The sequence below is a fragment of the Mucilaginibacter sp. A5337 genome, from assembly GCF_059690695.1.
The window spans coordinates 531005-552884 of the sequence record NZ_JCAWEC010000005.1; the positions used below are offsets into that span (position 1 = coordinate 531005).

At 42.1% G+C, this 21880-nt stretch carries 19 protein-coding genes; 10 read left to right on the forward strand and 9 right to left on the reverse strand.

Annotated features, from left to right (window positions below):
• Positions 1–42 precede the first annotated feature (42 nt).
• On the forward strand, positions 43–996 hold the full coding sequence (locus AC59JO_RS19450) for a D-2-hydroxyacid dehydrogenase (RefSeq protein WP_208864729.1): 954 nt from the start codon (positions 43–45) through the stop codon (positions 994–996).
• A 204-nt stretch (positions 997–1200) separates the two neighbouring features.
• On the opposite strand, the gene AC59JO_RS19455 is transcribed toward AC59JO_RS19450, so the two are convergent.
• The 4 genes from AC59JO_RS19455 to AC59JO_RS19470 all read right to left on the reverse strand — a co-directional run bounded on the left by AC59JO_RS19455 (position 1201) and on the right by AC59JO_RS19470 (position 5945).
• Positions 1201–2601, reverse strand: coding sequence for an MBL fold metallo-hydrolase (locus AC59JO_RS19455; protein ID WP_413667550.1), 1401 nt, complete (start codon positions 2599–2601; stop codon positions 1201–1203).
• Between the two features lie 164 nt (positions 2602–2765).
• Entirely contained in the window at positions 2766–4598 is a 1833-nt protein-coding gene (locus AC59JO_RS19460) for an ABC transporter ATP-binding protein (RefSeq protein WP_497307304.1), read from the reverse strand.
• A gap of 30 nt (positions 4599–4628) precedes the next feature.
• Positions 4629–5156, reverse strand: a complete 528-nt coding sequence (locus AC59JO_RS19465) for a hypothetical protein (RefSeq protein ID WP_413667552.1) — start codon at positions 5154–5156, stop codon at positions 4629–4631.
• Between the two features lie 12 nt (positions 5157–5168).
• Positions 5169–5945, reverse strand: coding sequence for an SAM hydrolase/SAM-dependent halogenase family protein (locus AC59JO_RS19470; RefSeq protein WP_091211666.1), 777 nt, complete (start codon positions 5943–5945; stop codon positions 5169–5171).
• Between the two features lie 101 nt (positions 5946–6046).
• Here AC59JO_RS19470 and AC59JO_RS19475 point away from each other — a divergent pair, with 101 nt between their 5' ends.
• The 4 genes from AC59JO_RS19475 to AC59JO_RS19490 all read left to right on the forward strand — a co-directional run bounded on the left by AC59JO_RS19475 (position 6047) and on the right by AC59JO_RS19490 (position 9413).
• Complete coding sequence (locus tag AC59JO_RS19475; protein ID WP_413667553.1) at positions 6047–7012, forward strand: PhoH family protein; 966 nt, start codon at positions 6047–6049, stop codon at positions 7010–7012.
• Positions 7013–7103: 91 nt separating this feature from the next.
• A complete protein-coding gene (locus tag AC59JO_RS19480; RefSeq protein ID WP_413667554.1) occupies positions 7104–8048 on the forward strand; it encodes a phosphoribosylaminoimidazolesuccinocarboxamide synthase in 945 nt (314 codons plus the stop codon).
• A gap of 50 nt (positions 8049–8098) precedes the next feature.
• Positions 8099–8476 (forward strand): STAS domain-containing protein, encoded by a 378-nt coding sequence (locus AC59JO_RS19485; RefSeq protein WP_091211669.1) that lies wholly within the window; start codon positions 8099–8101, stop codon positions 8474–8476.
• Between the two features lie 22 nt (positions 8477–8498).
• Positions 8499–9413, forward strand: coding sequence for a ribonuclease Z (locus tag AC59JO_RS19490; protein ID WP_413667555.1), 915 nt, complete (start codon positions 8499–8501; stop codon positions 9411–9413).
• 101 nt (positions 9414–9514) lie between these two features.
• Here the strand turns inward: AC59JO_RS19490 and AC59JO_RS19495 are convergent, their stop codons facing one another.
• Both AC59JO_RS19495 and AC59JO_RS19500 read right to left on the reverse strand, forming a co-directional pair.
• Positions 9515–10459 (reverse strand): MlaD family protein, encoded by a 945-nt coding sequence (locus tag AC59JO_RS19495; protein ID WP_091211671.1) that lies wholly within the window; start codon positions 10457–10459, stop codon positions 9515–9517.
• Positions 10460–10571: 112 nt separating this feature from the next.
• On the reverse strand, positions 10572–11504 hold the full coding sequence (locus AC59JO_RS19500) for an N-acetylmuramoyl-L-alanine amidase family protein (RefSeq protein WP_413667556.1): 933 nt from the start codon (positions 11502–11504) through the stop codon (positions 10572–10574).
• 52 nt (positions 11505–11556) lie between these two features.
• Between AC59JO_RS19500 and AC59JO_RS19505 the strand changes: the two genes are divergently transcribed.
• The 4 genes from AC59JO_RS19505 to AC59JO_RS19520 all read left to right on the forward strand — a co-directional run bounded on the left by AC59JO_RS19505 (position 11557) and on the right by AC59JO_RS19520 (position 18004).
• Positions 11557–14295 (forward strand): putative LPS assembly protein LptD, encoded by a 2739-nt coding sequence (locus tag AC59JO_RS19505; RefSeq protein ID WP_497307308.1) that lies wholly within the window; start codon positions 11557–11559, stop codon positions 14293–14295.
• A gap of 7 nt (positions 14296–14302) precedes the next feature.
• The gene (locus AC59JO_RS19510) at positions 14303–15550 is read left to right on the forward strand and encodes a competence/damage-inducible protein A (RefSeq protein ID WP_497307310.1); all 1248 of its coding nucleotides are present in this window, start codon (positions 14303–14305) and stop codon (positions 15548–15550) included.
• Between the two features lie 43 nt (positions 15551–15593).
• Positions 15594–17162: a dihydrolipoamide acetyltransferase family protein gene (locus AC59JO_RS19515; protein WP_497307312.1), complete on the forward strand. Its 1569-nt coding sequence runs from the start codon at positions 15594–15596 to the stop codon at positions 17160–17162.
• Between the two features lie 182 nt (positions 17163–17344).
• A complete protein-coding gene (locus tag AC59JO_RS19520) occupies positions 17345–18004 on the forward strand; it encodes a protein-L-isoaspartate(D-aspartate) O-methyltransferase (protein ID WP_413667560.1) in 660 nt (219 codons plus the stop codon).
• A gap of 137 nt (positions 18005–18141) precedes the next feature.
• On the opposite strand, the gene smpB is transcribed toward AC59JO_RS19520, so the two are convergent.
• Genes smpB through AC59JO_RS19535 form a run of 3 tightly spaced genes read right to left on the reverse strand, consistent with a single transcriptional unit; the run spans position 18142 to position 21169 of the window.
• On the reverse strand, positions 18142–18594 hold the full coding sequence (gene smpB, locus AC59JO_RS19525) for an SsrA-binding protein SmpB (protein ID WP_090527145.1): 453 nt from the start codon (positions 18592–18594) through the stop codon (positions 18142–18144).
• Between the two features lie 26 nt (positions 18595–18620).
• Positions 18621–20522 carry an Nramp family divalent metal transporter gene (locus AC59JO_RS19530; protein WP_497307315.1) on the reverse strand — a complete coding sequence of 634 codons (1902 nt, stop codon included), beginning with the start codon at positions 20520–20522 and terminating at the stop codon, positions 18621–18623.
• Positions 20519–21169: a metal-dependent transcriptional regulator gene (locus tag AC59JO_RS19535; RefSeq protein ID WP_497307317.1), complete on the reverse strand. Its 651-nt coding sequence runs from the start codon at positions 21167–21169 to the stop codon at positions 20519–20521. The genes AC59JO_RS19530 and AC59JO_RS19535 overlap by 4 nt, the downstream gene beginning before the upstream one ends.
• 130 nt (positions 21170–21299) lie before the next feature.
• Between AC59JO_RS19535 and AC59JO_RS19540 the strand changes: the two genes are divergently transcribed.
• Complete coding sequence (locus tag AC59JO_RS19540) at positions 21300–21770, forward strand: Lrp/AsnC family transcriptional regulator (RefSeq protein WP_022832833.1); 471 nt, start codon at positions 21300–21302, stop codon at positions 21768–21770.
• The last annotated feature ends 110 nt before the right edge of the window (positions 21771–21880 follow it).

Here is a 21880-nt window from a genome sequence, read left to right on the forward strand (position 1 = left end):
CCAATGAACCATTGAACTAATGAACCATTGAACATAAAAGAGATGATCAAAATATTAGCTAACGACGGTATCGATCCGATAGGTAAAAAAATGCTGGAAGATGCCGGCTTTTTTGTTGATACTAACAATATCCCACAGGACGAGCTTCCTGAAAAATTGAAAAACTATGATGCTATTACTGTACGTAGTGCTACTAAAGTACGTAAAGCATTAATTGACGCTACTCCTAACCTGAAACTGATTGGTCGTGGTGGTGTTGGTGTTGATAATATTGATGTTGACTATGCCAAAGAAAAAGGCATTGGCGTATACAATACTCCTGCATCATCTTCATTGTCAGTTGCTGAGCTTGTATTTGCCAGCTTATTTGGCGCTGTGCGCTTTTTACCTGATAGCAACCGCAAAATGCCGGTTGATGGCGGTACTAAATTTAACGATCTAAAAAAAGCTTATGCTAAAGGCGTTGAGCTCCGCGGTAAAACTTTAGGTATCGTAGGCTTTGGCCGCATCGGCAGGGAAGTAGCTAAAATAGCTATCGGTGTTGGTATGGATGTTTTGGCTTATGACCTTTTTGATTTCAACCCTGAGTTGGATCTTGTTTTAGGTGGCGGTACTACTGTTAAAGTAGCTGTTAAAAAATCTACGCTCGATGAGATCATCACTACTGCTGATTTCATTACATTGCATACTCCGTTCATCGACAAAGCCCTTTTTGGTGCTGAAGAATTGGCTAAAACTAAAAAAGGTGTTGGCCTGGTAAATATTTCACGCGGCGGTTTAATCGACGAGCTTGCTTTGGTAGATGCCTTAAACAGCGGCCAGGTTTCATTTGCTGCTCTTGACGTATTTGACAATGAGCCAACTCCGCGCGCAGAGATCTTAACTCATCCAAAAATTTCCCTGACCCCACACATTGGTGCTGCCACTAATGAGGCTCAGGAAAGGATCGGCGTTGAGCTTGCGAGTTTGATCATTGAGCATTTTAAAAAAGCTTAACGCTAATTCACTCTAAATTAGAGCGAATTACACGAATAAAACCATAAAGCAAACGGCACGAATTGATAAAATTCGTGCCGTTTGCTTTATATGAAAAAACCATGTCATTGCGAGGCACGAAGCAATCGCATGCTATACAGGGCGGTCATGCTTCCGTGCGATTGCTTCGTGCCTCGCAATGACATGGTTTATATTGAATGATTTTTATATTATATAACTAACACCCTTCTCCGGCATCGTAACTCCATACCCTTCTTTTTCGAGGTCATTAGCTAATAGTTGCATACTTTCGCCCTCGCCGTGCACCAGGAATATATGTTTTAGTTTTCCTTTATCAATGGCTTTTACGGTATTCATGAGGTCGTCATGATCGCCGTGGGCACTTAGTACGTCGGTTTGTTTAATAGTAGCGTAAACGGCCAGTTCGCGGTCTTTAATGTGGACGATGGAATCTCCCCGCAATAAGCGATGTCCCAATGTGCCCTTGGCGCAGTAGCCGATGAATAGAATAGTTGCGTAGTAATTCTGAATATTGTAAAATAGATGGTCCTGGATGCGACCGCCTTCGAGCATCCCTGCAGATGAGATAATGATACAAGGCTCCCAATAATTAGAGATCTGCCTGCTATCCTTCAGTGTTTCTACATAAGTGAGGTTATCAAACTCAAATTCGTCTCCGCGTTTTTGATAAAACTCCTGGGCTTCCTGGTTAACATGATTATGATACTTCCTGAACACCTCTGTAGCTTGGGTAGCCATTGGGCTATCAACAAAAACTTTAACAGGCGGCAGTAGGCCGGTGCTAAAGATCTTGTTTAATGTATATACCAGTGATTGCGTTCGGCCAATACTAAATGCCGGGATAATCAAACGGCCTTGTTCTTTAATACAGGCTTTTTCGATAACCTCAATCAGGGTTTGCTCAACGGTTTTGTCTTTACTGTGGTAGCGCCCGCCATAGGTTGCTTCCGAAACCAGGAAATCAACAGGGGGCAATGGCTGCGGATCATTCAATACCGGGTAATTTTTTCTGCCGATATCGCCGGTAAAAGCAATTGATTTTTCTTCGCCTTTATCGTTTATTTTAAATACCGCAGCTGCTGCACCCAAAAGGTGGCCCACTGGTACAAAAGTTAGTTCAATATCGCCTGTAATGCGAAATGGTTTGTTAAAACCTATGGTAACAAAGCGTTCCATTGTATCCATAACATGCTTTTGCATGTATAAAGGCTGCGCATGAGTGTTAAACTTGCCTCTGCCGCGTTTGTGATGGCCGCCTCTACTTGCGGTTTTACGCATAAAGATATTTACAGAATCAAGCAAAAGTAGCTCTGTTAAATCTGCGGTAGGAGGGGTACAAAGTATCTGTCCTTCGAAACCTAAACGGATCAGGGTAGGCAGGTTACCCGAATGATCGATATGAGCGTGAGTAAGCACCACCACATCAATATCTTCCGGGCGAAAAGGAAAGTTTTCGTTAGATATAATACTGCGGTCTTTTTCGTAATCAAGCCCGCAGTCAATTAAAATTTTATATTGTCCAACCTCAAGCAAATGCATGCTCCCGGTTACCTGACGGGCCGCCCCGTGTATAGTTAGTTTCATTTTTATATTTGATACACAACCAAATGCCGGTATCGATAATGATATTACGCTGTAAGTAATCTTTAAATTGTGAATATAACAGTTTACACCCGCTTTATTGCGAGTGTAAACGGATTAATGCGTTATAAGTTTTTTATAAACCGATAAGTTTTAAGAAGTGTTTGCTAAGCCTGGCTACTTTCAAACTGTAATTGGCTGAGGTAGCGGTAAAGGCCCTGTTCATTACCAATAAGCTCCATGTGGCTGCCGCTTTCAACAATGTTGCCTTTTTCAAGCACCACTATTTTATCGGCTTCGCGAATGGTTGAAAGGCGGTGAGCTATAATGATAGAAGTCCTGTTTTTCATCAATTCTTCCAGTGCTTCCTGTACAAGGCGTTCCGACTCAGAATCTAACGATGATGTAGCTTCGTCAAGTATCAATATCGAAGGGTTTTTAAGCAGCGCCCTCGCAATGGCAATACGCTGGCGTTGACCGCCTGATAGTTTTACGCCCCGTTCGCCAACAACGGTTTCATAACCTTCGGGGAAAGATGATATAAACTGATGGGCATTAGCGCGTTTAGCGGCCTGTATAATATCTTCTTTTGAGGCGTTTAATCGGCCGTAGGCAATATTCTCCATAATAGTACCGCCAAACAGCAATACATCCTGCGGAACGATGGCTACCTGGTTACGGATATCGGTAAGGGAATAATTGTCTGCTGATTTGCCATCAAATAAAATGCTGCCACTTTGCGGATGATAAAACTGCAATATCAGTGATGCCATGGTAGATTTACCGGAACCGCTTGGCCCCACAATAGCGACACGCTGGCCGGCATCGGCATTAAATGAAATGCCTTTTAATACGGTTATTTCCTGCCGTGATGGATAAGCAAATACTACGTTATCAAAAGCAAGATCACCTTTAATTGGTTGTTTGATGCCGTTTTCGCTTTCAATAATCGAAATGTCTTCGCCCTGTTCATGAAGGATCTCCAGTACCCGTTCGCTGGCGCCAACTGCTTTTTGCAAATTGGCGTACAAATCGGGGAAGCTACCCATAGCGGCGCCTACAAATATCGAGTACATGATAAAAGTAGTGAGATCGCCAACATATATTTCATGATTGGCTACCAGTACGGAACCATACCAGATAACGCCTACAAAGGTACCGAACAAGCAAAATACGATGAAGGAAGCAAAGGTACCCCTGAATTTTGCACCGCGAACAGCAATGTTCACCACTTTGCGTAATATTTTGTCGTACCGGTTGGCTTCGTAAGCTTCGTTAACAAAGGCTTTTACATTGGCAATTCCTTGCAATGTTTCTTCAACTATGGTATTTGACTCGGCTAATTTGTCCTGAGCCTCGCGGGATAGCTTACGGATATACCTTCCGAAGAACACAGCAAATGCTACCAGGAATGGCAATATAGCTAACAGGGCAAGGGTAAGTTTTATTGATACGATAGCCAGCAGGGTAGTGCTGCCCACCATGATCACCAACTGGCGGATCATTTCGGCAAAAGTGGTGGTCAATGTATCCTGGATCTGGGAAAGATCGGCAGAAATACGGCTGTTCAGTTCACCAACGCGACGGTTGGCAAAGAAGTTCATGGGTAACGTAATGAGCTTGAAATAGGTATCGCGCCTGATATCAGCCAATGATTTTTCGGCTACCTGCACAAACCAAACCACCCTGAAGAACGAAACAAAAGCCTGGGCGAATAATATGATAAAACCCATTATGGCTATGGCATTTAAGCCATGCGGCAGATATTTGTATTTGTAAATTCCTTGCGCTGCATCAATTAATGCGCCTAAGATTGCTGGAAATGCCAAACCTACAAGGCTCGACAGGAAAAGGAATACCAATCCTGCTATAAATTTCCAACGGTAAGGTTTAAGGTAAGTGAGGAGTTTTGCTACGTTACGCAGGCTGCTCCGGTTTATTTTTGCTTTAGGTAATTCTGCTTCGGCCTTGCTGCCACTGTTCAGTCGTCCTCTTGCCATGTATGGGTTTGAATGTTATAAGCCGCGAATTTACGCTTTAACCCGGTTTTTTCGGAACATAAGCAATAAAATTGACGCGCTCATGAGAACTATTGCCGCAACGAAAATATTTTGTTTGGTATTGTAGTGGTCTTCTGTACTCCTTACCTGCTGTTTAAGCCTGGCATTTTGCTGTTGTAAGTGTGTTATTACCTGCATATAACCAGCTGCGGTGGTTTCGGCTTCTTTGCTGTGGCTTTGGATTTGCTTTTGTTGAAAATCGCGGTACTCCAGCAGAATTTTAAGCTCTTTAAAAATAGCATCATCAGTTTTGGCAATATCCATCAAAATACCTGCCGAACGGCGGATATCATCTTTAGTTTGAAATCCGAAAATACCCGTGTGCTGCCCAAGGCTTGTTTCATACTGCCCGAATTTTTGCTTACGGGCGGTAAGCATATTGTTTATTTTTTGCCGTTGAAGCTGATACGCCACCGAGTCGGGATTAACGGTACCCTGGGCAAATGCCCCAAGGGATGTTACTAAGCAGATTAAAAGAAGCGGGACAGTTTTTCTCATCTATAAAATTCCTTATTGAAATTCAATGATCACTTTATCATTCAGGTTTAACCCCAGCAAGCCGCTTGCGTTGCCTTTGTTGATGGCTATTTCCAAATGGTCGCTGATGCCGAACAGGCAAAGCTTTTCGCCAACGGGTACTTCATTGTAATGCCAGCTTAAATGGTTGATGGTTTCGTTACGTTTAAAGTTGAGCACAAAACGCCTGCCTTGCTGTACACTGTTAAAAAACTCTTTGGTGATATTAGTTATCACGTTCTGGAACGAATCAATATAGATCACCACGCCTTTTATCAGGTTTTTTTCGATAACAGGCTGTAAATTCATTTTGTTTTCGATCTCGTTCACCGGTAGTCCTATTTCATCCAGCTTACCGCCCTTGGCCAAATGGCAGGCCGTTTTAACAAAAATATCTGCCAACGGGAAATGCAGAAATTTTAGGTCCTGCATAATATTGATCTCAACAAGTTCTTCCGGAGCCTCATCAAACATCAATGAAAAAATGCCATTATCTGCTCCTACAAAATAATGCTTTTTGTAACGGACAGCAAGGTATTTGGTATGGTCATTATAAACAGTATCAATACCAATAAGGTGTACGGTATCGTCGGGGAAATAATGAAAGCTGTTTTTAAGTATAAAGGCAGCCTGCTGTACATTAAAGGCGGCAACATTGTGGGTTATATCAACAATATTTACTGTAGGCAACAATTTGTAGATACTGCCTTTTAACGCAGCCTGGTAAATATCTTTATCGCCTAAATCAGTAGTTAATGTTATAATTGCCATTAATTTTATAAATATTTATTGCTAATCTTGTAGTAGCATTTGAAGCTACAAATATTCAATTTTTAATTCATAAAAATCTGTAACTAAAAAATCAATTAGTATTGAACGAACTTAAGCTATCAATTGAAAACGTAAACCCTGCAGTACTGTGGGGCCCCAATAATGATCATTTTGAGATCATTAAGAAACAATACCCCAAGCTTAAAATAGTTGCGCGCGGCAGTGAAGTGAAGGTTTTGGGCGATGATAATGAACTGAATATTTTCCAGGAAAAATTTACCCACCTGATAAATCATGTTGAGAAATTCGAAAACCTCAACATAACCGACCTCGAGCGGATTCTTGGTTCAAGAAATAACAACAACACAACTACGGCCGAACCTGCTGCATCTGATAAATTTGCAAGCGGCGAAGTGATTGTATTTGGGCCTAACGGTATAATGGTTAGGGCGCGCACCACCAATCAGCGCCGTATGGTTGATAGTATCAACAAAAGCGATATTCTGTTTGCCATTGGGCCTGCCGGTACCGGTAAAACTTATACTGCGGTAGCTTTAGCTGTAAGGGCGTTAAAAAACAAAGAGATTAAACGCATCATATTAACCCGTCCGGCTGTTGAAGCAGGGGAGAACCTTGGTTTTTTACCGGGCGACCTTAAAGAAAAGATCGATCCGTACCTGAGGCCTTTATATGATGCGCTTGATGATATGATCCCGGCCGAAAAGCTGAAGGTTTACCTGGAGAACCGCACCATTGAGATTGCACCGCTGGCATTTATGCGTGGCCGTACCCTTGATAACTGCTTTGTTATTTTGGACGAAGCTCAGAACGCCACCGACATGCAGCTTAAGATGTTCCTGACCCGTATGGGACCATCAGCTAAATTTATTGTAACCGGCGACGTAACACAGATAGATTTACCTAAGAAACAACAATCAGGCTTACATACTGCTTTAAGGATCCTGACAGATATTAAAGGCATTGAAATAGTTTACCTGAGCGGTGAAGACGTAGTAAGGCACAAACTGGTTAAACGCATATTAGAAGCCTACGGGGATATACAGTAATTTAATTTTAGTTCATAGTTCATAGTTGATGGTTCATGGTAATAATGCAAATCGGCTATGAACTATGAGCTATCAACCATGAACTAAAAGAATGAACTCAATAAAAGAAACACATTTCAACTTTCCGGGACAAACGTCATTTTACAAAGGGAAGGTACGCGATGTTTATACGATAGAAAATAAATTCCTGGCCATGGTTGTTACCGACCGTATATCGGCCTTTGATGTTGTATTGCCTGAAGCTATTCCTTTTAAAGGACAGGTGCTTAACCAGATAGCGGCCCGCTTTTTGGAGGCAACGGCAGATATTGTTCCTAACTGGGTTATTTCAGTTCCGGACCCGAGTGTTACGATTGGCCGTATTTGTGAACCGTTTAAGGTAGAGATGGTGATCCGCGGTTACCTGGCCGGTCATGCTGCCCGCGAATACACTGCAGGCAGACGCCACGTATGCGGTGTAGCTTTGCCCGAAGGTTTAAAAGAGAATGACATACTACCGGAGCCTATCATTACGCCAACCACTAAAGCATCGGTAGGGCATGACGAAGATATTTCACGCGAAGAGATCCTGGCAAGAGGTATCGTATCTGAAGAGGATTATGTAAAACTTGAAGCTTATACCCAGGCACTATTTAAACGTGGTACCGAAATTGCTGCTAAACAAGGTTTGATACTGGTTGATACCAAATATGAATTTGGTAAGGTTGAGGGGCAGATCTACCTGATTGATGAAATTCATACGCCCGACTCATCAAGGTATTTTTATAAAGAAGGCTACGAAGAACGCCAGCAAAAAGGAGAGGCCCAAAAACAGCTTTCAAAAGAGTTTGTGCGTAAATGGCTTATCGAAAACGGTTTTCAGGGTAAAGACGGGCAGGTAGTACCTGTTATGACCGAAGAAATTGTTAACTCAATTTCCGAGCGTTATATCGAGCTTTACGAAAAAATTACCGGCGAACCATTTGTGAAACCTGCCGAAGGCAGTGTGTTAACCCGCGTTGAAACAGCAATTAATAACGCCTTGAGTGTTATGTAATTTTAAAATATCCATAAAATATTTATCTTAGCTTATTAAATTTAATAAGAATGAAATTTACTGTAGATAAACATGAGAAATATATATTATTGAAGCTTAATGAGTCAAAATTAAATTCAATAGTAACGCCTCAGTTAAAGTCTGAATTGATATTGATCAATACAGAGGGCCAGCGCAACATTATTCTCGACTTGTCGCAGGTGAAATATGCCGATTCATCGGGCTTAAGCAGTTTGTTGGTTGGTCACCGCTTGTGTAAAAATGCTGCAGGTTCCTTCATTCTGGCGGGTTTAAATGATGCGGTTGCCCGTTTGGTAACCATATCACAGCTGGATAATGTATTAACCATTGTTCCAACTGCCGAAGAAGGTGTCGATCATATTTTTATGGAAGAGATTGAAAAAGAGTTAAAAAAAGAAGTAAGATAAACCATTTGATTGTTTACCTGTTATGAAATTTGAGGTAACAATCCTTGGCAGCAGCTCTGCAACTCCCATCTTTAACAGAAATCCCACTTCACAGGTGCTCAATATCAATGAGCGCCTGTATTTAATAGACTGCGGCGAAGGCACGCAGCAGCAAATGCTCCGCTTTGATATCAAAGCCAGCCGCATTGATCATATTTTAATCAGTCATCTTCACGGCGATCATTATTTAGGCCTGGTTGGTTTACTGTCATCCATGCATCTCAACGGGCGTAAAAAGGCGCTTACATTGGCATGTCCCGCGCCTTTAAAAGAAATAATTGATCTGCAATTAAAATACTCAGATACCGAGCTGCAGTTTCCTATCGAATACATATTTACTAATGCTGAGCAACGCGAGATTGTGATCAGCAATAACGATGTTGTTGTTGAAACCATACCGCTTGATCATCGCATTGCCTGTACCGGCTTTTTGTTTAAAGAAAAGAAAAGACTCCGTAAACTGATCAAAGAGAAAATAGAAAACCTCAATATCTCTGTAGCCTATTATTCAATATTAAAAAAGGGGGGGGATTATACGGACGAAAAAGGCAACGTTTACAAAAATGAGGAACTGACCACCGATTCGGCCGAGCCTAAAACGTACGCGTATTGTTCAGATACGATGTATAATGAAAGCTATTTTGCTCAAATAGCTAATGCAACGCTACTTTACCATGAAGCTACATTTTTAAATGATATGCTTGACAGGGCTGTTATAACCCATCATACTACGGCATTACAGGCCGGAGAGATAGCCCTGAAAACAAACGCAAAAAAACTGCTGATCGGCCATTTTTCGGCCCGCTATAAAACCCTGAACGAGTTATTGGAAGAGGCTAAAACAATTTTCCCCTCAACTGAACTTGCAATTGAGGGGAAAACCTTTTTTATAGAGTAGGGAGCTGAATGCTTAAAGCCGAAGGCTGAAAGCTTCTAATTATCTAAAGTTTATTCATTAACTCCACGTATAGCTTTAGGCTTTATGCTTTCAGCTCTTTATTAATCTTTTTTACCGCCGAATACCGAGAAGCTCACATAGCGTTTTGGATGTGCTTTCAGATCAATAAACAGGTTGTTGAGGTTGTTTGATGCATCTGTAAGGTTTTTGTACATCTTATCATCATTAAGCAACAAGCCTAAAGAGCCCTGGCCTGCATTGATCTTAGCGATAGTAGCCTGTAAATCGGCCATTGCTTTGTTGGCGTTATCAAGCGTTTGCTTCAGGTTGGCAGCAGCAACATCGTTACTTACTTTTTCAAAATTGGCAGTCATGCCATTAAGGTGTGCTGTACTTGTTTTCAGGTTGCCCGATACAACTTCGGCATTGCCAAGTATGGCATCAATATGGCTGCTTTGTGAACCAACAAGTCTATCTATTTTCTTTGTAGTTCCTTCAAGGGTTTGCAAAGAGTTGGCAATGCTCATGAAGCTGCGGTCGATGTTTTTCTGAAAGTTAGGGTTCAGGATCTTGTTTACCGCAGTTAAAGATGAGTCAAGCTTGGTGATCAGCATTTCCGCCTTTTTTTGAATAGGCTGCAGGCTTTCGGCAAGGCTACCCTGGATATCAGCTTTAAGCGTATCCTTGTCTTCGGCAGGCACGTTGCTGTTGCCTAACTCAAAAACAATGGCTTTACTACCTAATAAATCGGTACTTTCCAGCTTGGCAAGCGTGTTTTTTGGTACAACTACATCTGGTTCAATTTTAAATTCAACCACGGTACGCCCGTCTGGTTGAAGCTGCATTTTAGAGATGCGGCCTATCTGGAAGCCGTTTACCAGTACAGGTTTTGAAACGGTTAACCCTTCAACACTGTTATAAATAGCGTAATATTTATTTGATCCTGAAAAAATATCATTACCGCGTAAATAACTGTAACCTAATATGAGTATAGTAATTGCAATGGCCGTGAGTGCACCAATTTTGGTTTCGTTAGAGATTTTCATTAAGTAGAGTTTATGCGTTAATTGTGTTTAAGGTTATAAACCTGAAATTGAGCTTATATGTTTTATAATGTACGTTTTATTTGAGCAGAAGGTAACAGTTTGGCTTTGATAATTATTGCGAAACCTGTTCCATCTCTTTTTTATAGCTTGTTAAAGCACGGATAATTGAAGCCACGATCTCATTTTGTCCCTCTTCCGAATTAAGGTATTTTTCGTCGTCGGGATTGTTGATGTAGCCTGTTTCAACCAATACCGATGGCATTGCGCTATGGCAAAGTACGTAAATACCCTGTTCCCTGATACCTTCGCTGCGCCTTCCGTCGGTATCGGTAAATTCACCGTTGATAAGGGTTGCAAGTTTAATACTTTGCTGCCTGAATTTTCTTTTGTATTCGTTTGTTAAAATAATTGTCATTGGGTCGTTCGGGTCCAATGCGCCGCCGTCAAGTTCTGATTCTTCGCCAACCTGATTTTTCTGGATAGCACTTTCCTCTTCACGGGTACGGTGTAAACCGTAAACCAAAATCAGTACACCTTTGCCCGATCTGTCCGGAACCCTAACCGTACGGTACACCGCTTTATGGCGTTTGGTGCCAACTTTTTCGCGAATGGTTCTGTCTGATAAAGAGTTACAGTGCAGTGAAATGAATAGCTGCCCCTTGTTTTCGTTGGCAATCTCGGCCCTGCGTTCAAAAGAAACATCATCTTCGGTGGTTCGGGTCATTACCGCCTTTACGCCGGTCAATTCTTTTTCTATAGCAGCCTGCAATTTAAAGCCAATAGCCAGCGTTACATTCCTTTCTGACGAATAAGAGCCCGATGCACCGTGCGAATAATGACCTGTAGAGGCCGACGGCTTGCCACCATGCCCGGGGTCGATGATAATGGTCTTGATCTTAAAGCCGCTGTTGTTTATAACAGTATCGCTTTGAATACGAAGTGTATTGGTTGAAATTGAGCTGTACGATTTAAATGGAAAAAATGAAAGGAGAACCAGCAATACCCACAAACTATAAATCAATCTTTTCAATGCCTTATTTTTCATTATTTTTGAACGCTGTTAACTATATCTGCAAAAATACTATTCATAATCAATTTTGAAATCCATAACCTTTTTTTTTCTGCTTGCAATTATATTAATAGTAAATGGGTTTGCTAACGCAGGTACTGTTTTAAATAACAGCTATGGCCGGAGGCCATTAACTGATACTATTATCAAACTTGATTCGCTTCGTGATAAGAAACTTCTTAAAGGTAAAAAATCGGGTTCAATTACACCACTTCGAAACGGTAAACCGGTAAATTCTTTACCTGCAAATGATACCACAAAAAAAAATAAAGGTGGATTGCAATCGGAAGTAAAAGCAACCGCCGAGGATTCAACACACTCAGACAGGGATCATCAGATTACTTATTTTTACGGCAAGGCCCGGGTAACTTATGAAGACTTTGAGCTTGATGCAGATTACATCAGGGTTGACGATAAAAACCACCTCATATTTGCAAGGGGAAGTATCGATCCGCGTACGCATCAGTATACCCGTCGGCCTATCATGAAACAAAAAACGGATAAGCCGGTAGCATCCGATTCGCTTATTTTTAATTATCAAACAAAAAAGGTAAAGATCTATAACCCGGCGTCCGAGCAGGAAGGTAACTTTATTTCGGGCGGCCAGGCAAAAAAGCTTAATGATGATGAGGTTGCCTACCGTAACGTAATTTTCAGCACCTGCGATTTGCCATACCCTGATACGCATTTCGGTATAGTAATAACACGCGGTATCGGCGAAAAGAAGCGTATCATATCCGGGCCCGCTTATCTTGAAATTGAAGGGGTGCCTTTACCATTAGGGATACCTTTCGGGTTTTTCCCCAAGCCCGATACCAGGACATCAGGTGTTATTTTACCAACTTTTGGTGAGGACAATACCCTTGGTTTTTATCTGAAAGGCCTTGGATATTATATAGGTATAAGTGATTATGTTGATTTAACCACAACGGGCTCTATCTATTCAAAAGGCTCATATGAATTAAGCAGTACTGCACGGTACCTCAAACGCTATAAATATACCGGTAACGTTACGCTAAGCTTTGGCTCGCATAACTATGGCCTGGAGGGTGATCCGGCAACTAAAGATGCCCACATCTACTGGTCGCATGTGCAGGATGCCAATGCCAATCCCGGCTCAACTTTCAGTGCTTCGGTTGATGCTGGTACTTCGGGCTTCTTCAAGAATACACCATCGGCAAGTAATTATAATGTTAACTCTATTGCTCAAAGTAGTTTACGTTCAAGTATAGCTTATGGCAAAACCTGGGCAGGTACACCTTTTAACTTAAGTATAGGTATTTCGCATAGCCAGGATATCGCCCGTAAAACAGTAAATATCGAATTACCTACCATCGCTTTCGGTATGTCGTCGATAAACCCCTTCGATTCAAAAAACAGGGTGGGTGAACAAAAATGGTATCAGAAAATTACTGTCAGTTACAATTTGGTGGGTACCAATAAGTTGAGCGATATCCCCGAAAGCCAATTGTTCAAGAGCGAAACTTTATCAAAGCGCTTGCAAAACGGGTTTCAGCACACAATTCCGGTTAGTTTAGGTTTAAACGTGTTAAAATACTTTCAATTCAATAACAGTTTTAACTATACCGAACGCTGGTATTTTCAAAGCATTAATGAACGGTTTGAGAGGGGGAGCATCGCCGGCTCAAACCAGTTGATCACTGATACCATACCTGGCTTTAAGCGTGCCGGAGAGTACAGTATAAGCACAGGTTTATCAACCAAATTATACGGTACCATAAACTTTAAGCATGGCAACCTGAAAGCCATCAGGCATGTGGCTACGCCTTCAATAAGTTTCAGCTACCGTCCTGATTTTAGTGATCCGAGCTTCGGTTATTATAAAACAGCTGTAAGTACGGCCACTGTACCTTATCCATATACTTATCAAAAATATTCTATTTTTCAGAACGGTGTTTACGGCGGCCCATCAGCAGGTAAACAGGCTGGTTTAAACTTTTCGGTAGATAACACGATAGAAGCAAAGGTAAAAGCCAAAAGCACGGATACATCCGGCACCGACAGAAAGATCACCATTTTGCAGGGCCTGTCGTTCTCAACCTTTTATAACTTTGCGGCAGATTCGATGAAACTGTCGGACATTTCCTTTTCGGGACATACCGCTATTTTTAATCAAAAACTAAGCATCAGCTTTTCGGGAGTATTTCATCCTTATGAAACTATAGTAAGTGATTCTATCGCCAATAATCAGATCGTAAAAACAGCCCGTTATGTGAACAGATACACCTGGCAGGATGGTAAATTCCCAACTTTAACAGGTTTAAACATCTCCATGGGGGGAAGTTTAAATTCAACTAAGGCAAAACCGGGCAATGCAGCTTTGAATACCATTGCCACCATGAACCCAACCCAAACTCAACGATTGGCCCTGGTAAACAGCGATCCAAATGCTTATGTGGACTTTAATGTTCCCTGGAATATCTCGCTTAACTACAGTTTTAGCTATCAAAACTATTTAAACACCAAAACAACCAGCAATACGCTGCAGATTTCAGGCGATGTGAACCTTACGCAGAAGTGGAAGATCCAGTATACTACAACTTATGATATTAAGGCAGCTAAATTTGCCAGTGCAACGTCGTTTTCGATATACCGCGATTTGCATTGCTGGGATCTGGCCTTTCAGTGGATTCCTTTTGGGGTATATAAAATGTATAACGTAACTTTAAAGGTGAAGGCGTCTATCCTGCAGGATTTGAAACTGAGCAAGAAAAGCGATTACAACCCACAATCATCTTTTTATTAATATAATAATGCTGGCAGAAATAATTACCATTGGCGACGAGATACTTATTGGACAAATTGTTGATACCAACTCGGCCTGGATGGCAACCGAACTTAATAAGATAGGTGTAAGGGTAAAACAGATTTCATCAATAAGCGATGATAAGGATCATATCCTGAAAGCATTGGCCGAGGCTGCTAACAGGGTCAATGTTATTTTTATTACAGGCGGCCTTGGCCCTACCAAAGATGATATTACCAAAAAAACATTAGCCGAATATTTTGGCGTAGAACTTGTTGAAAACCGAGAGGCCCTTGCCAATGTTGAACGAATTTTTGCCAAATATAACCGCCCGTTACTTGAAGTTAACAAGCAGCAGGCGCTTGTTCCGGCTAATTGCGAGGTTGTGCTTAATGAAAATGGAACTGCTCCGGGTATGTGGTTTAATCACAACGGCGTTATCTACGTGTCAATGCCGGGTGTGCCTTTTGAGATGATGTATATGATGGATGAGCAGGTGCTGCCTAAAATTAAGGCTACTTTGAAGCTCCCTTCAATTATACATAAAACACTGTTAACCGTTGGCGAGGGTGAATCATTTTTGGCTGAGCGGATTGCGGATATTGAAAATGCTTTGCCATCATATATTAAACTGGCCTACCTGCCCAAATTAGGCCAGGTACGTTTACGTTTAAGTGCTTTTGGTAATGATGAAGCTGCTTTGCAAAAAGAAGTTGATGCATTTGCTGCCAGATTGATTGAGCGCATAGGTTCGCCGTTTGTAATTGATCAGGATATCCCGCTTGAAAAGGCTATACTTGACAGGATGGAAGCAAGCGGCCTTACTTTATCAGTAGCCGAGAGCTGTACCGGTGGCTATCTGTCACATTTGTTTACCCAGCATCCAGGTTCATCGCACGTGTTTTTAGGTGGCGCTGTGTCTTATTCATATGAATTAAAGGAGAGCATTTTGGGCGTAAAGAACGAAACTTTATGGCAGCACGGAGCCGTTAGCGAAGAAACTGTAAAGGAAATGGTGGAAGGTGCACTGTTAAATTTTAAGTCGGATTTGGCTGTTGCTATTACAGGTGTAGCCGGTCCGGGTGGTGGAACGGAGGATAAACCCGTTGGTACTGTGTGGATTGCAGTTGCAGCAAAAGAGAAATCATTAATAAAAAAACATACATTTGGCAGTAAACGCCGGCAAAACATTGAACGAAGTGCTGTAATGGCGCTGTCAATGTTGAATACTTTGCTTACTGAAATTAAAAAGTAAAGATTTAAATACATAATTTTGGAGTTAAACTATATTCTACTGTATGGCCAGATACCAGCTGTTATTGCCAAAAATGGGGGAGAGTGTTGCTGAGGCAACCGTTATCAAATGGGTTAAAAATCCAGGTGATAAGGTAAATGCCGACGACGCGGTGATGGAAATCGCTACTGATAAAGTCGACTCTGATGTACCTTCGCCTGTAGCAGGTAAGTTAGTTGAACAACTGTATAAAGAAAATGATGTTGTACAGGTTGGTGCGGTTATAGCTATCATCGAAACTGATGAGCCTGAAACAGCATCGGTAATTGCCCAGCCAGAGGAAGCTGCGCTTCGACCTGCCGAAGAACTGAAAATAGCAGACTCAACTTATCACGAAACTGTTCCGTTTAAAGAAGTTGAAAAAACTCCTGAACCTGAACTGAACGAAATTCAACCAGAAGATTTATCCGGTATTCCCGGTATTGATCAGCTTGAGCAGAAGAGCTCACCTATTGTTCCTGCATTTAAATCTGAAGGGCGCTTTTATTCGCCGCTTGTAAGAAATATAGCTACGCAGGAAGGTATCAGCATTGATGAGCTTGATAGCATTCCTGGCACCGGTTCAGAAGGGCGCCTTACTAAAGATGACCTGCTAAATTATCTGCAGGCAAAAACCTCGTCGGTTGCTCAAAATGGACAGTCGTTTGAGCCGGTTAATGCTCAATACACCGAACCGGTAAAGGTTGCCGAGCCTGTTAAAAAAGCAGATCCGGTTCCTGTTGCGGAACAGGCAAAAGCCCCTGTGCAAAATCCTGATCCTATACCTCAACCGGTGGTTCCTGCTACGGCCGGGCCTGCAAAAGCCGAGGTGCCCAAAACGGCGCCTGTTGAGCAACAACCTGCTGTTGCCGCTTCGGTATCGGGTGCCGACGAGATCATAGAAATGGATAGGATGCGCCGCTTGATTGCCGACCATATGGTAATGAGCAAACAGACATCGCCTCATGTTACCTCATTTGTGGAGGCCGATGTTACCAATCTTGTATTGTGGCGTGAAAAAATAAAGAATAGCTTTGAAAAGCGCGAGGGTGAAAAAATAACCTTTACGCCTATATTTATTGAGGCTGTAGCGAAAGCTCTTAAGGATTTCCCGATGATCAATGTGTCGGTTAACGGTACTCAGATCATTAAAAAAGCCGCAATCAATATCAGCATGGCTACGGCTTTGCCAAATGGTAACCTGATTGTGCCTGTAATTAAAAAGGCAGATGAGCTTAACCTTGTTGGCTTAACAAAGGCAGTTAATGACCTGGCAAACCGCGCACGCAACGGCAAGTTGCTGCCCGATGATGTAAAAGAAGGTACGTTTACTATTACCAACGTTGGCTCGTTTGGTAACGTAATGGGCACGCCTATTATTAATCAACCTCAGGTGGCTATTTTAGCCGTAGGCGCTATCAAGAAAAAGCCGGCCGTAATTGAAACTAAAGAAGGCGATATGATCGCTATACGCCATATGATGTTCCTTTCACTGTCGTATGACCACCGTGTTGTAGATGGTGCTTTAGGTGGGTCTTTTGTAAGGCGTGTGGCCGATTATTTGGAGAAATGGGATAGCAGCAGAGAGATATAAATTCTTTATTACACAAAACAAGAAGCGCCGGGTAATTTGCCCGGCGTTTCCTGTTTTGGGAGAGCGCTGTTTGGAAATTAAATTTTAAATTTTTACTAATGAAGCATATAAATGGTTTCAAGCCTCAAATCACGTTTATAGCGGAAATTCTGTGAAAATTCGTATTAACTTTGCCTTTGAAAATGGCTTACAAGTATATTGATAATTACCGCGAACAGGGCGCCCGTAAAAGATTGGTTGATGTTTTAAGAAAAAAGGGAATTGGCGATGAACACGTTTTAGAAGCTATTGGCAAAGTGAAACGTCATTGTTTTTTTGATGAAACTTTCTGGAACCAGGCTTACAGGGATATTGCGTTCCCGATAGGCGAGGGTCAAACTATCTCGCAACCCTATACTGTGGCCTATCAAACCGAACTGCTGCATATCCGTAAGGGAGATAAAGTACTTGAAATAGGCACGGGTTCTGGCTATCAAACCTGTATCCTCCTTGAGCTTGGGGCCACTGTTTATACAATAGAACGTCAGGAAAAACTCTACCACCGCACCAAATATGTATTGCCTAATGAAATGGGGTATAATGCTCACTTTTTTCTTGGCGATGGCTCCATCGGCATATCCGAATACGCACCTTATGATAAAATTATTGTTACTGCCGGTGCACCAACTGTTCCGGAGGTACTGTTAAAGCAATTGAACATAGGCGGTATCCTGGTTATCCCGGTTGGGGATGAAGAAACCCAACAGATGGTTACAATTTTGAAGGTAAGCGAAAATGACTATGAGAAAATCGTGCTGGATACCTTTAGGTTTGTGCCGTTGGTAGGGGATAAGGCGTGGTAGCCCCCCAGCCCCCTAAAGGGGGAGCTTTTGGCGCATTAATCAAATATTTAACTAACAAAATAAGGCCCGGATTTCTAAACCCGGGCCTTATTACTAAGTATGCCAATCAAAAGCTCCCCCTTTAGGGGGCTGGGGGGCTATCTCTTCATCACCCTGTCTAGTTCAATTTTAGTATCGCGCTCTTTCATAGTTTCGCGTTTATCATATGTCTTTTTGCCTTGTGCAAGGCCAATTTCCAATTTGGCAAAGCCTCGTTCACTGATAAATAATGCCAGCGGAACTATGGTTAACCCTCGTTCTTCGCCGCGGGTTTGGAGCTTTTTGAGTTCTTTTTTGTTTAACAGTAAGATACGGTCGCGTTTAGCTTCATGGTTATAAAATGAGCCAAACGAGTACTCAGAAATATGCAGATTGCGTACATACAACTGGTTGTTGATGAAAGTGCAAAATGCGTCGTTAATGTTAGCTTTCCCTTGCCTTATCGATTTGATTTCGGTACCCAGCAGTTGTATGCCTGCCACATATTTGTCAAGTATATGGTATTCAAAGTAAGCTTTTTTATTTTTTATATAGATGTTATCCTGGCTCATAATTATCAAACCGCAAACTTACAAAATTAGTTTGATTGTGGCTTTACCACCAGTACAGGCACATTAACCATATGCCTCACGGAATTTACAGTAGTGCCAAATATAAGATCCTTCAATGCTTTGTGCCCGTGCGAGCCCATTACAATAAAATCAATATTTTGATCTTTCACAATTTCAGCAATGGCGCCGGCCGGATTGCCATACCCAATTTGCCCCTGCGCGTTATAACCGAGATTTTTTAGTGCGCACACATATTTATCCAGGTTGTCAAAATCAACCTGGGTTTCGTTATCCATTACCTCTCCTCCATAGTAACGGGCACCGGCAGTTTCAACAACGTGTATTAATGTATAACCAGCTTTTTTTCCTCCCTGCATAATGGCGTGACGCAGGCATTCTGTGTCATTTTTTGAAAAATCTATCGTTATACCGATATGATCATAAGTTATAGCATTGAGCTCAGTTATAGCATTGGCTATACCATGTGGTACGATAGCAGGCCGGTCGTAATGTTTAAACAACAACGGGCGTATAAACACATAGATCAGCAATATTGCTATCCCAATGACAATCGGAACCACTATAGCATAGATCCATACCGGTGATGATGTGCCGTTTACCCAATCGCCAATTTGTTCATATACCAGTTTGGCATTTAGGGCAACAATTAATAGTGCGCTTCCCCATGCCAACGCCCTTGTTTGGAAGTTGATAGCAAACTTGCCCATCCTTTTTCTGTCGGATGTGAAATGGATAAGCGGGATTACGGCAAAACCCAGTTGAAGGCTCAGTACAACCTGGCTTAAGATCAGGAGTTTTCCTAATCCTTCCTCTCCGTAATAAAGTATAGTGAATACAGCCGGTACAATAGCCAGCACCCGGGTTAAGAGTCGGCGTAACCAGGGTTCTATCCGCAGGTTGATGTGCCCCTCCATAATGATTTGGCCGGCAAGTGTGCCGGTAATGGTTGAGCTTTGGCCTGAGGCGATGAGCGCTATCGCAAATAATGTAGGAGCAATAGCTCCGAAAATATGTTCCAGTAGCTTAAATGCATCCTGAATTTCTGCAACCTCAAAATAACCATTCCTGAAAAAAGCGCTTGCAGCCAATATTAAAATAGCCGCATTTACAAAAAAGGCGAGGTTAAGGGCAATAACGGTATCAAATAGATTGAACTTAATAGCTGCCTTGAACCCTTCCTCTGTACGGGTTATTTGCCGGGTTTGTACCAGCGATGAATGCAGGTACAGGTTATGAGGCATCACCGTAGCACCAATAATGCCAATGGCTATATAAAGCATTTGCTGGCTTATTTTATCGCCTTTGAACAGATTGCCGGGAATAAAGCCCTTTGCAACTTCTATAACATCCGGTTTAACGATAAACATCTCTACCAGGAAAGACATGCCAACAACGAAGATCATCGAAATGATAAAGCCCTCAAGTTTGCGCATGCCCTTGTTCATGAGATAAAGCATCAGCACAGTATCGGTAATAGTAAGCGATACGCCCCAGATCAACGGCAGGTGAAACAGCAGTTTTAAACCGATGGCCATACCTATGATTTCGGCAAGATCGCAGGCTACTATCGCTATCTGTGCCAATATGTACAGCCAGAAGTTTACAAATCGTGGGTAGGCATTTTTAGAGGCCTGCGCAAGGTCGAGCCCGCGCACTATTCCTAATCGTGCTGCCAGCGATTGCAGGAGCAACGCTATCATGTTTGATACAAACAGTACCCAAATCAGCTTATAACCAAAAGCACTACCACCGGCAATATCTGTAGCCCAGTTTCCCGGATCCATATAGCCTACGCTTACCAGGTAAGCCGGGCCCAAAAAAGCCATCAGCTTGCGCCATCCGGTTTTGTTTTCGGTGGTTACAGATCCGTGTACATTACCTAAAGATTCGTTGTGTGTATTGTTCATAGGGCTATAAGCAGGTTATTGGCTACCTCGCGGCTGATATGCACTTCTTTATTGCCTGTTTGCACCACTACCGAATGGTCATATTCAATAATATCAGTGATTATGATTTTGCAGCCGATGGTAAGCTGTTTTTTATCTAGGTATTGTAAAAAGGATGAGCTATGATCACGTACGCCTGCAATAACGCCGCTTTGATTGACGGTTGCAGCCGAAACAGGTTTTAATTCGTGCGTGTCAAAACGGCCATTACAATCCGGTATCGGGTCGCCATGAGGGTCATGTTTGGGATAACCCATAAACTTGTCGAGGCGGTCAATCAGTTCTTCCGACGAAATATGTTCCATCTCTTCGGCAAGGTCATGTACCTGGTCCCATTTAAAGTTAAGTTTCTCCACTAAAAAATATTCCCACAGCCGGTGCTTACGGATAATGCCTATAGCTATCTTTTCGCCAGAAGGAGTGAGGTTCACGCCCTGATAGGGAGTGTAGTTGATAAGCGCCTTATCAGCAAGCTTTTTCAGCATGTCGGTAACCGAAGATGCCTTGGTATTTAGCGAGGATGCGATTTGATTTGTACTTGCATTTCCATCATTTACAGCAAGATGATAGATGGCTTTTAAGTAGTTTTCCTCGGCTAAAGTATTCATTTAAACAAATCTAATAAAAAATTTAGACTAATCTAAAAAAATAAACGTTAGGAAATATGTTTTTGTTGAAGTACTTTAAAGAAAAATTAAATTTTGCGAAGCGAGGAAAATACTATATTTGCATACAACTATGGCCGCCGAATTAGATAAAATAGACCTACAGATACTCAAGATTTTACAGGAAAACGGAAGGATAACCAATCTCCAGCTGTCTAACGAGATAGGGCTTTCACCAGCACCTACTCTTGAACGCGTGCGTAAACTTGAGAACGCCGAATACATAAAAAGCTACCATGCCCTGGTAGATGAGGAGAAGTTAGGATTAGGTATCAAAACCTTTATCCAGATCTCGCTTGATTTTCATCAGAAAAACACTATTCAAACTTTTTTGGATGAGATCAAGAATATTAAGGAGGTAACAGAATGTCATCACGTAACCGGTCAGTGCGATTTTTTACTAAAGGTGTACGTGCGTGATATTAAATCGTACGAGCAACTGATCATGGAAAAGATTAGCCGCATCACTGTGGTAAAAACATTCCAGACAATGATGATCATGTCGACCAGTAAAAAAGAGCCTATAGTGCCGCTGGAGTATTAGCCCCCCGGCCCCCTAAAGGGGGAGGTTAGGTACATATAATATAAACAAGAAAAGCTTTGCCAATGCAAAGCTTTTCTTGTTTATAAGACCTCCCCTTTTAGGGGGCCGGG

What these genes read in the sequence shown, in the direction of transcription:
- AC59JO_RS19465 (WP_413667552.1), bottom strand. Translation starts at nt 5,156, where the DNA reads ATGAGAAAAACTGTCCCGCTTCTTTTAATCTGCTTAGTAACATCCCTT.
- AC59JO_RS19490 (WP_413667555.1), top strand. Translation starts at nt 8,499, where the DNA reads ATGAAATTTGAGGTAACAATCCTTGGCAGCAGCTCTGCAACTCCCATC.
- AC59JO_RS19515 (WP_497307312.1), top strand. Translation starts at nt 15,594, where the DNA reads ATGGCCAGATACCAGCTGTTATTGCCAAAAATGGGGGAGAGTGTTGCT.
- AC59JO_RS19480 (WP_413667554.1), top strand. Translation starts at nt 7,104, where the DNA reads ATGAACTCAATAAAAGAAACACATTTCAACTTTCCGGGACAAACGTCA.
- AC59JO_RS19535 (WP_497307317.1), bottom strand. Translation starts at nt 21,169, where the DNA reads ATGAATACTTTAGCCGAGGAAAACTACTTAAAAGCCATCTATCATCTT.
- smpB (WP_090527145.1), bottom strand. Translation starts at nt 18,594, where the DNA reads ATGAGCCAGGATAACATCTATATAAAAAATAAAAAAGCTTACTTTGAA.
- AC59JO_RS19530 (WP_497307315.1), bottom strand. Translation starts at nt 20,522, where the DNA reads ATGAACAATACACACAACGAATCTTTAGGTAATGTACACGGATCTGTA.
- AC59JO_RS19470 (WP_091211666.1), bottom strand. Translation starts at nt 5,945, where the DNA reads ATGGCAATTATAACATTAACTACTGATTTAGGCGATAAAGATATTTAC.
- AC59JO_RS19460 (WP_497307304.1), bottom strand. Translation starts at nt 4,598, where the DNA reads ATGGCAAGAGGACGACTGAACAGTGGCAGCAAGGCCGAAGCAGAATTA.
- AC59JO_RS19455 (WP_413667550.1), bottom strand. Translation starts at nt 2,601, where the DNA reads ATGAAACTAACTATACACGGGGCGGCCCGTCAGGTAACCGGGAGCATG.
- AC59JO_RS19485 (WP_091211669.1), top strand. Translation starts at nt 8,099, where the DNA reads ATGAAATTTACTGTAGATAAACATGAGAAATATATATTATTGAAGCTT.
- AC59JO_RS19450 (WP_208864729.1), top strand. Translation starts at nt 43, where the DNA reads ATGATCAAAATATTAGCTAACGACGGTATCGATCCGATAGGTAAAAAA.
- AC59JO_RS19510 (WP_497307310.1), top strand. Translation starts at nt 14,303, where the DNA reads ATGCTGGCAGAAATAATTACCATTGGCGACGAGATACTTATTGGACAA.
- AC59JO_RS19520 (WP_413667560.1), top strand. Translation starts at nt 17,345, where the DNA reads ATGGCTTACAAGTATATTGATAATTACCGCGAACAGGGCGCCCGTAAA.
- AC59JO_RS19495 (WP_091211671.1), bottom strand. Translation starts at nt 10,459, where the DNA reads ATGAAAATCTCTAACGAAACCAAAATTGGTGCACTCACGGCCATTGCA.
- AC59JO_RS19540 (WP_022832833.1), top strand. Translation starts at nt 21,300, where the DNA reads ATGGCCGCCGAATTAGATAAAATAGACCTACAGATACTCAAGATTTTA.
- AC59JO_RS19500 (WP_413667556.1), bottom strand. Translation starts at nt 11,504, where the DNA reads ATGAAAAATAAGGCATTGAAAAGATTGATTTATAGTTTGTGGGTATTG.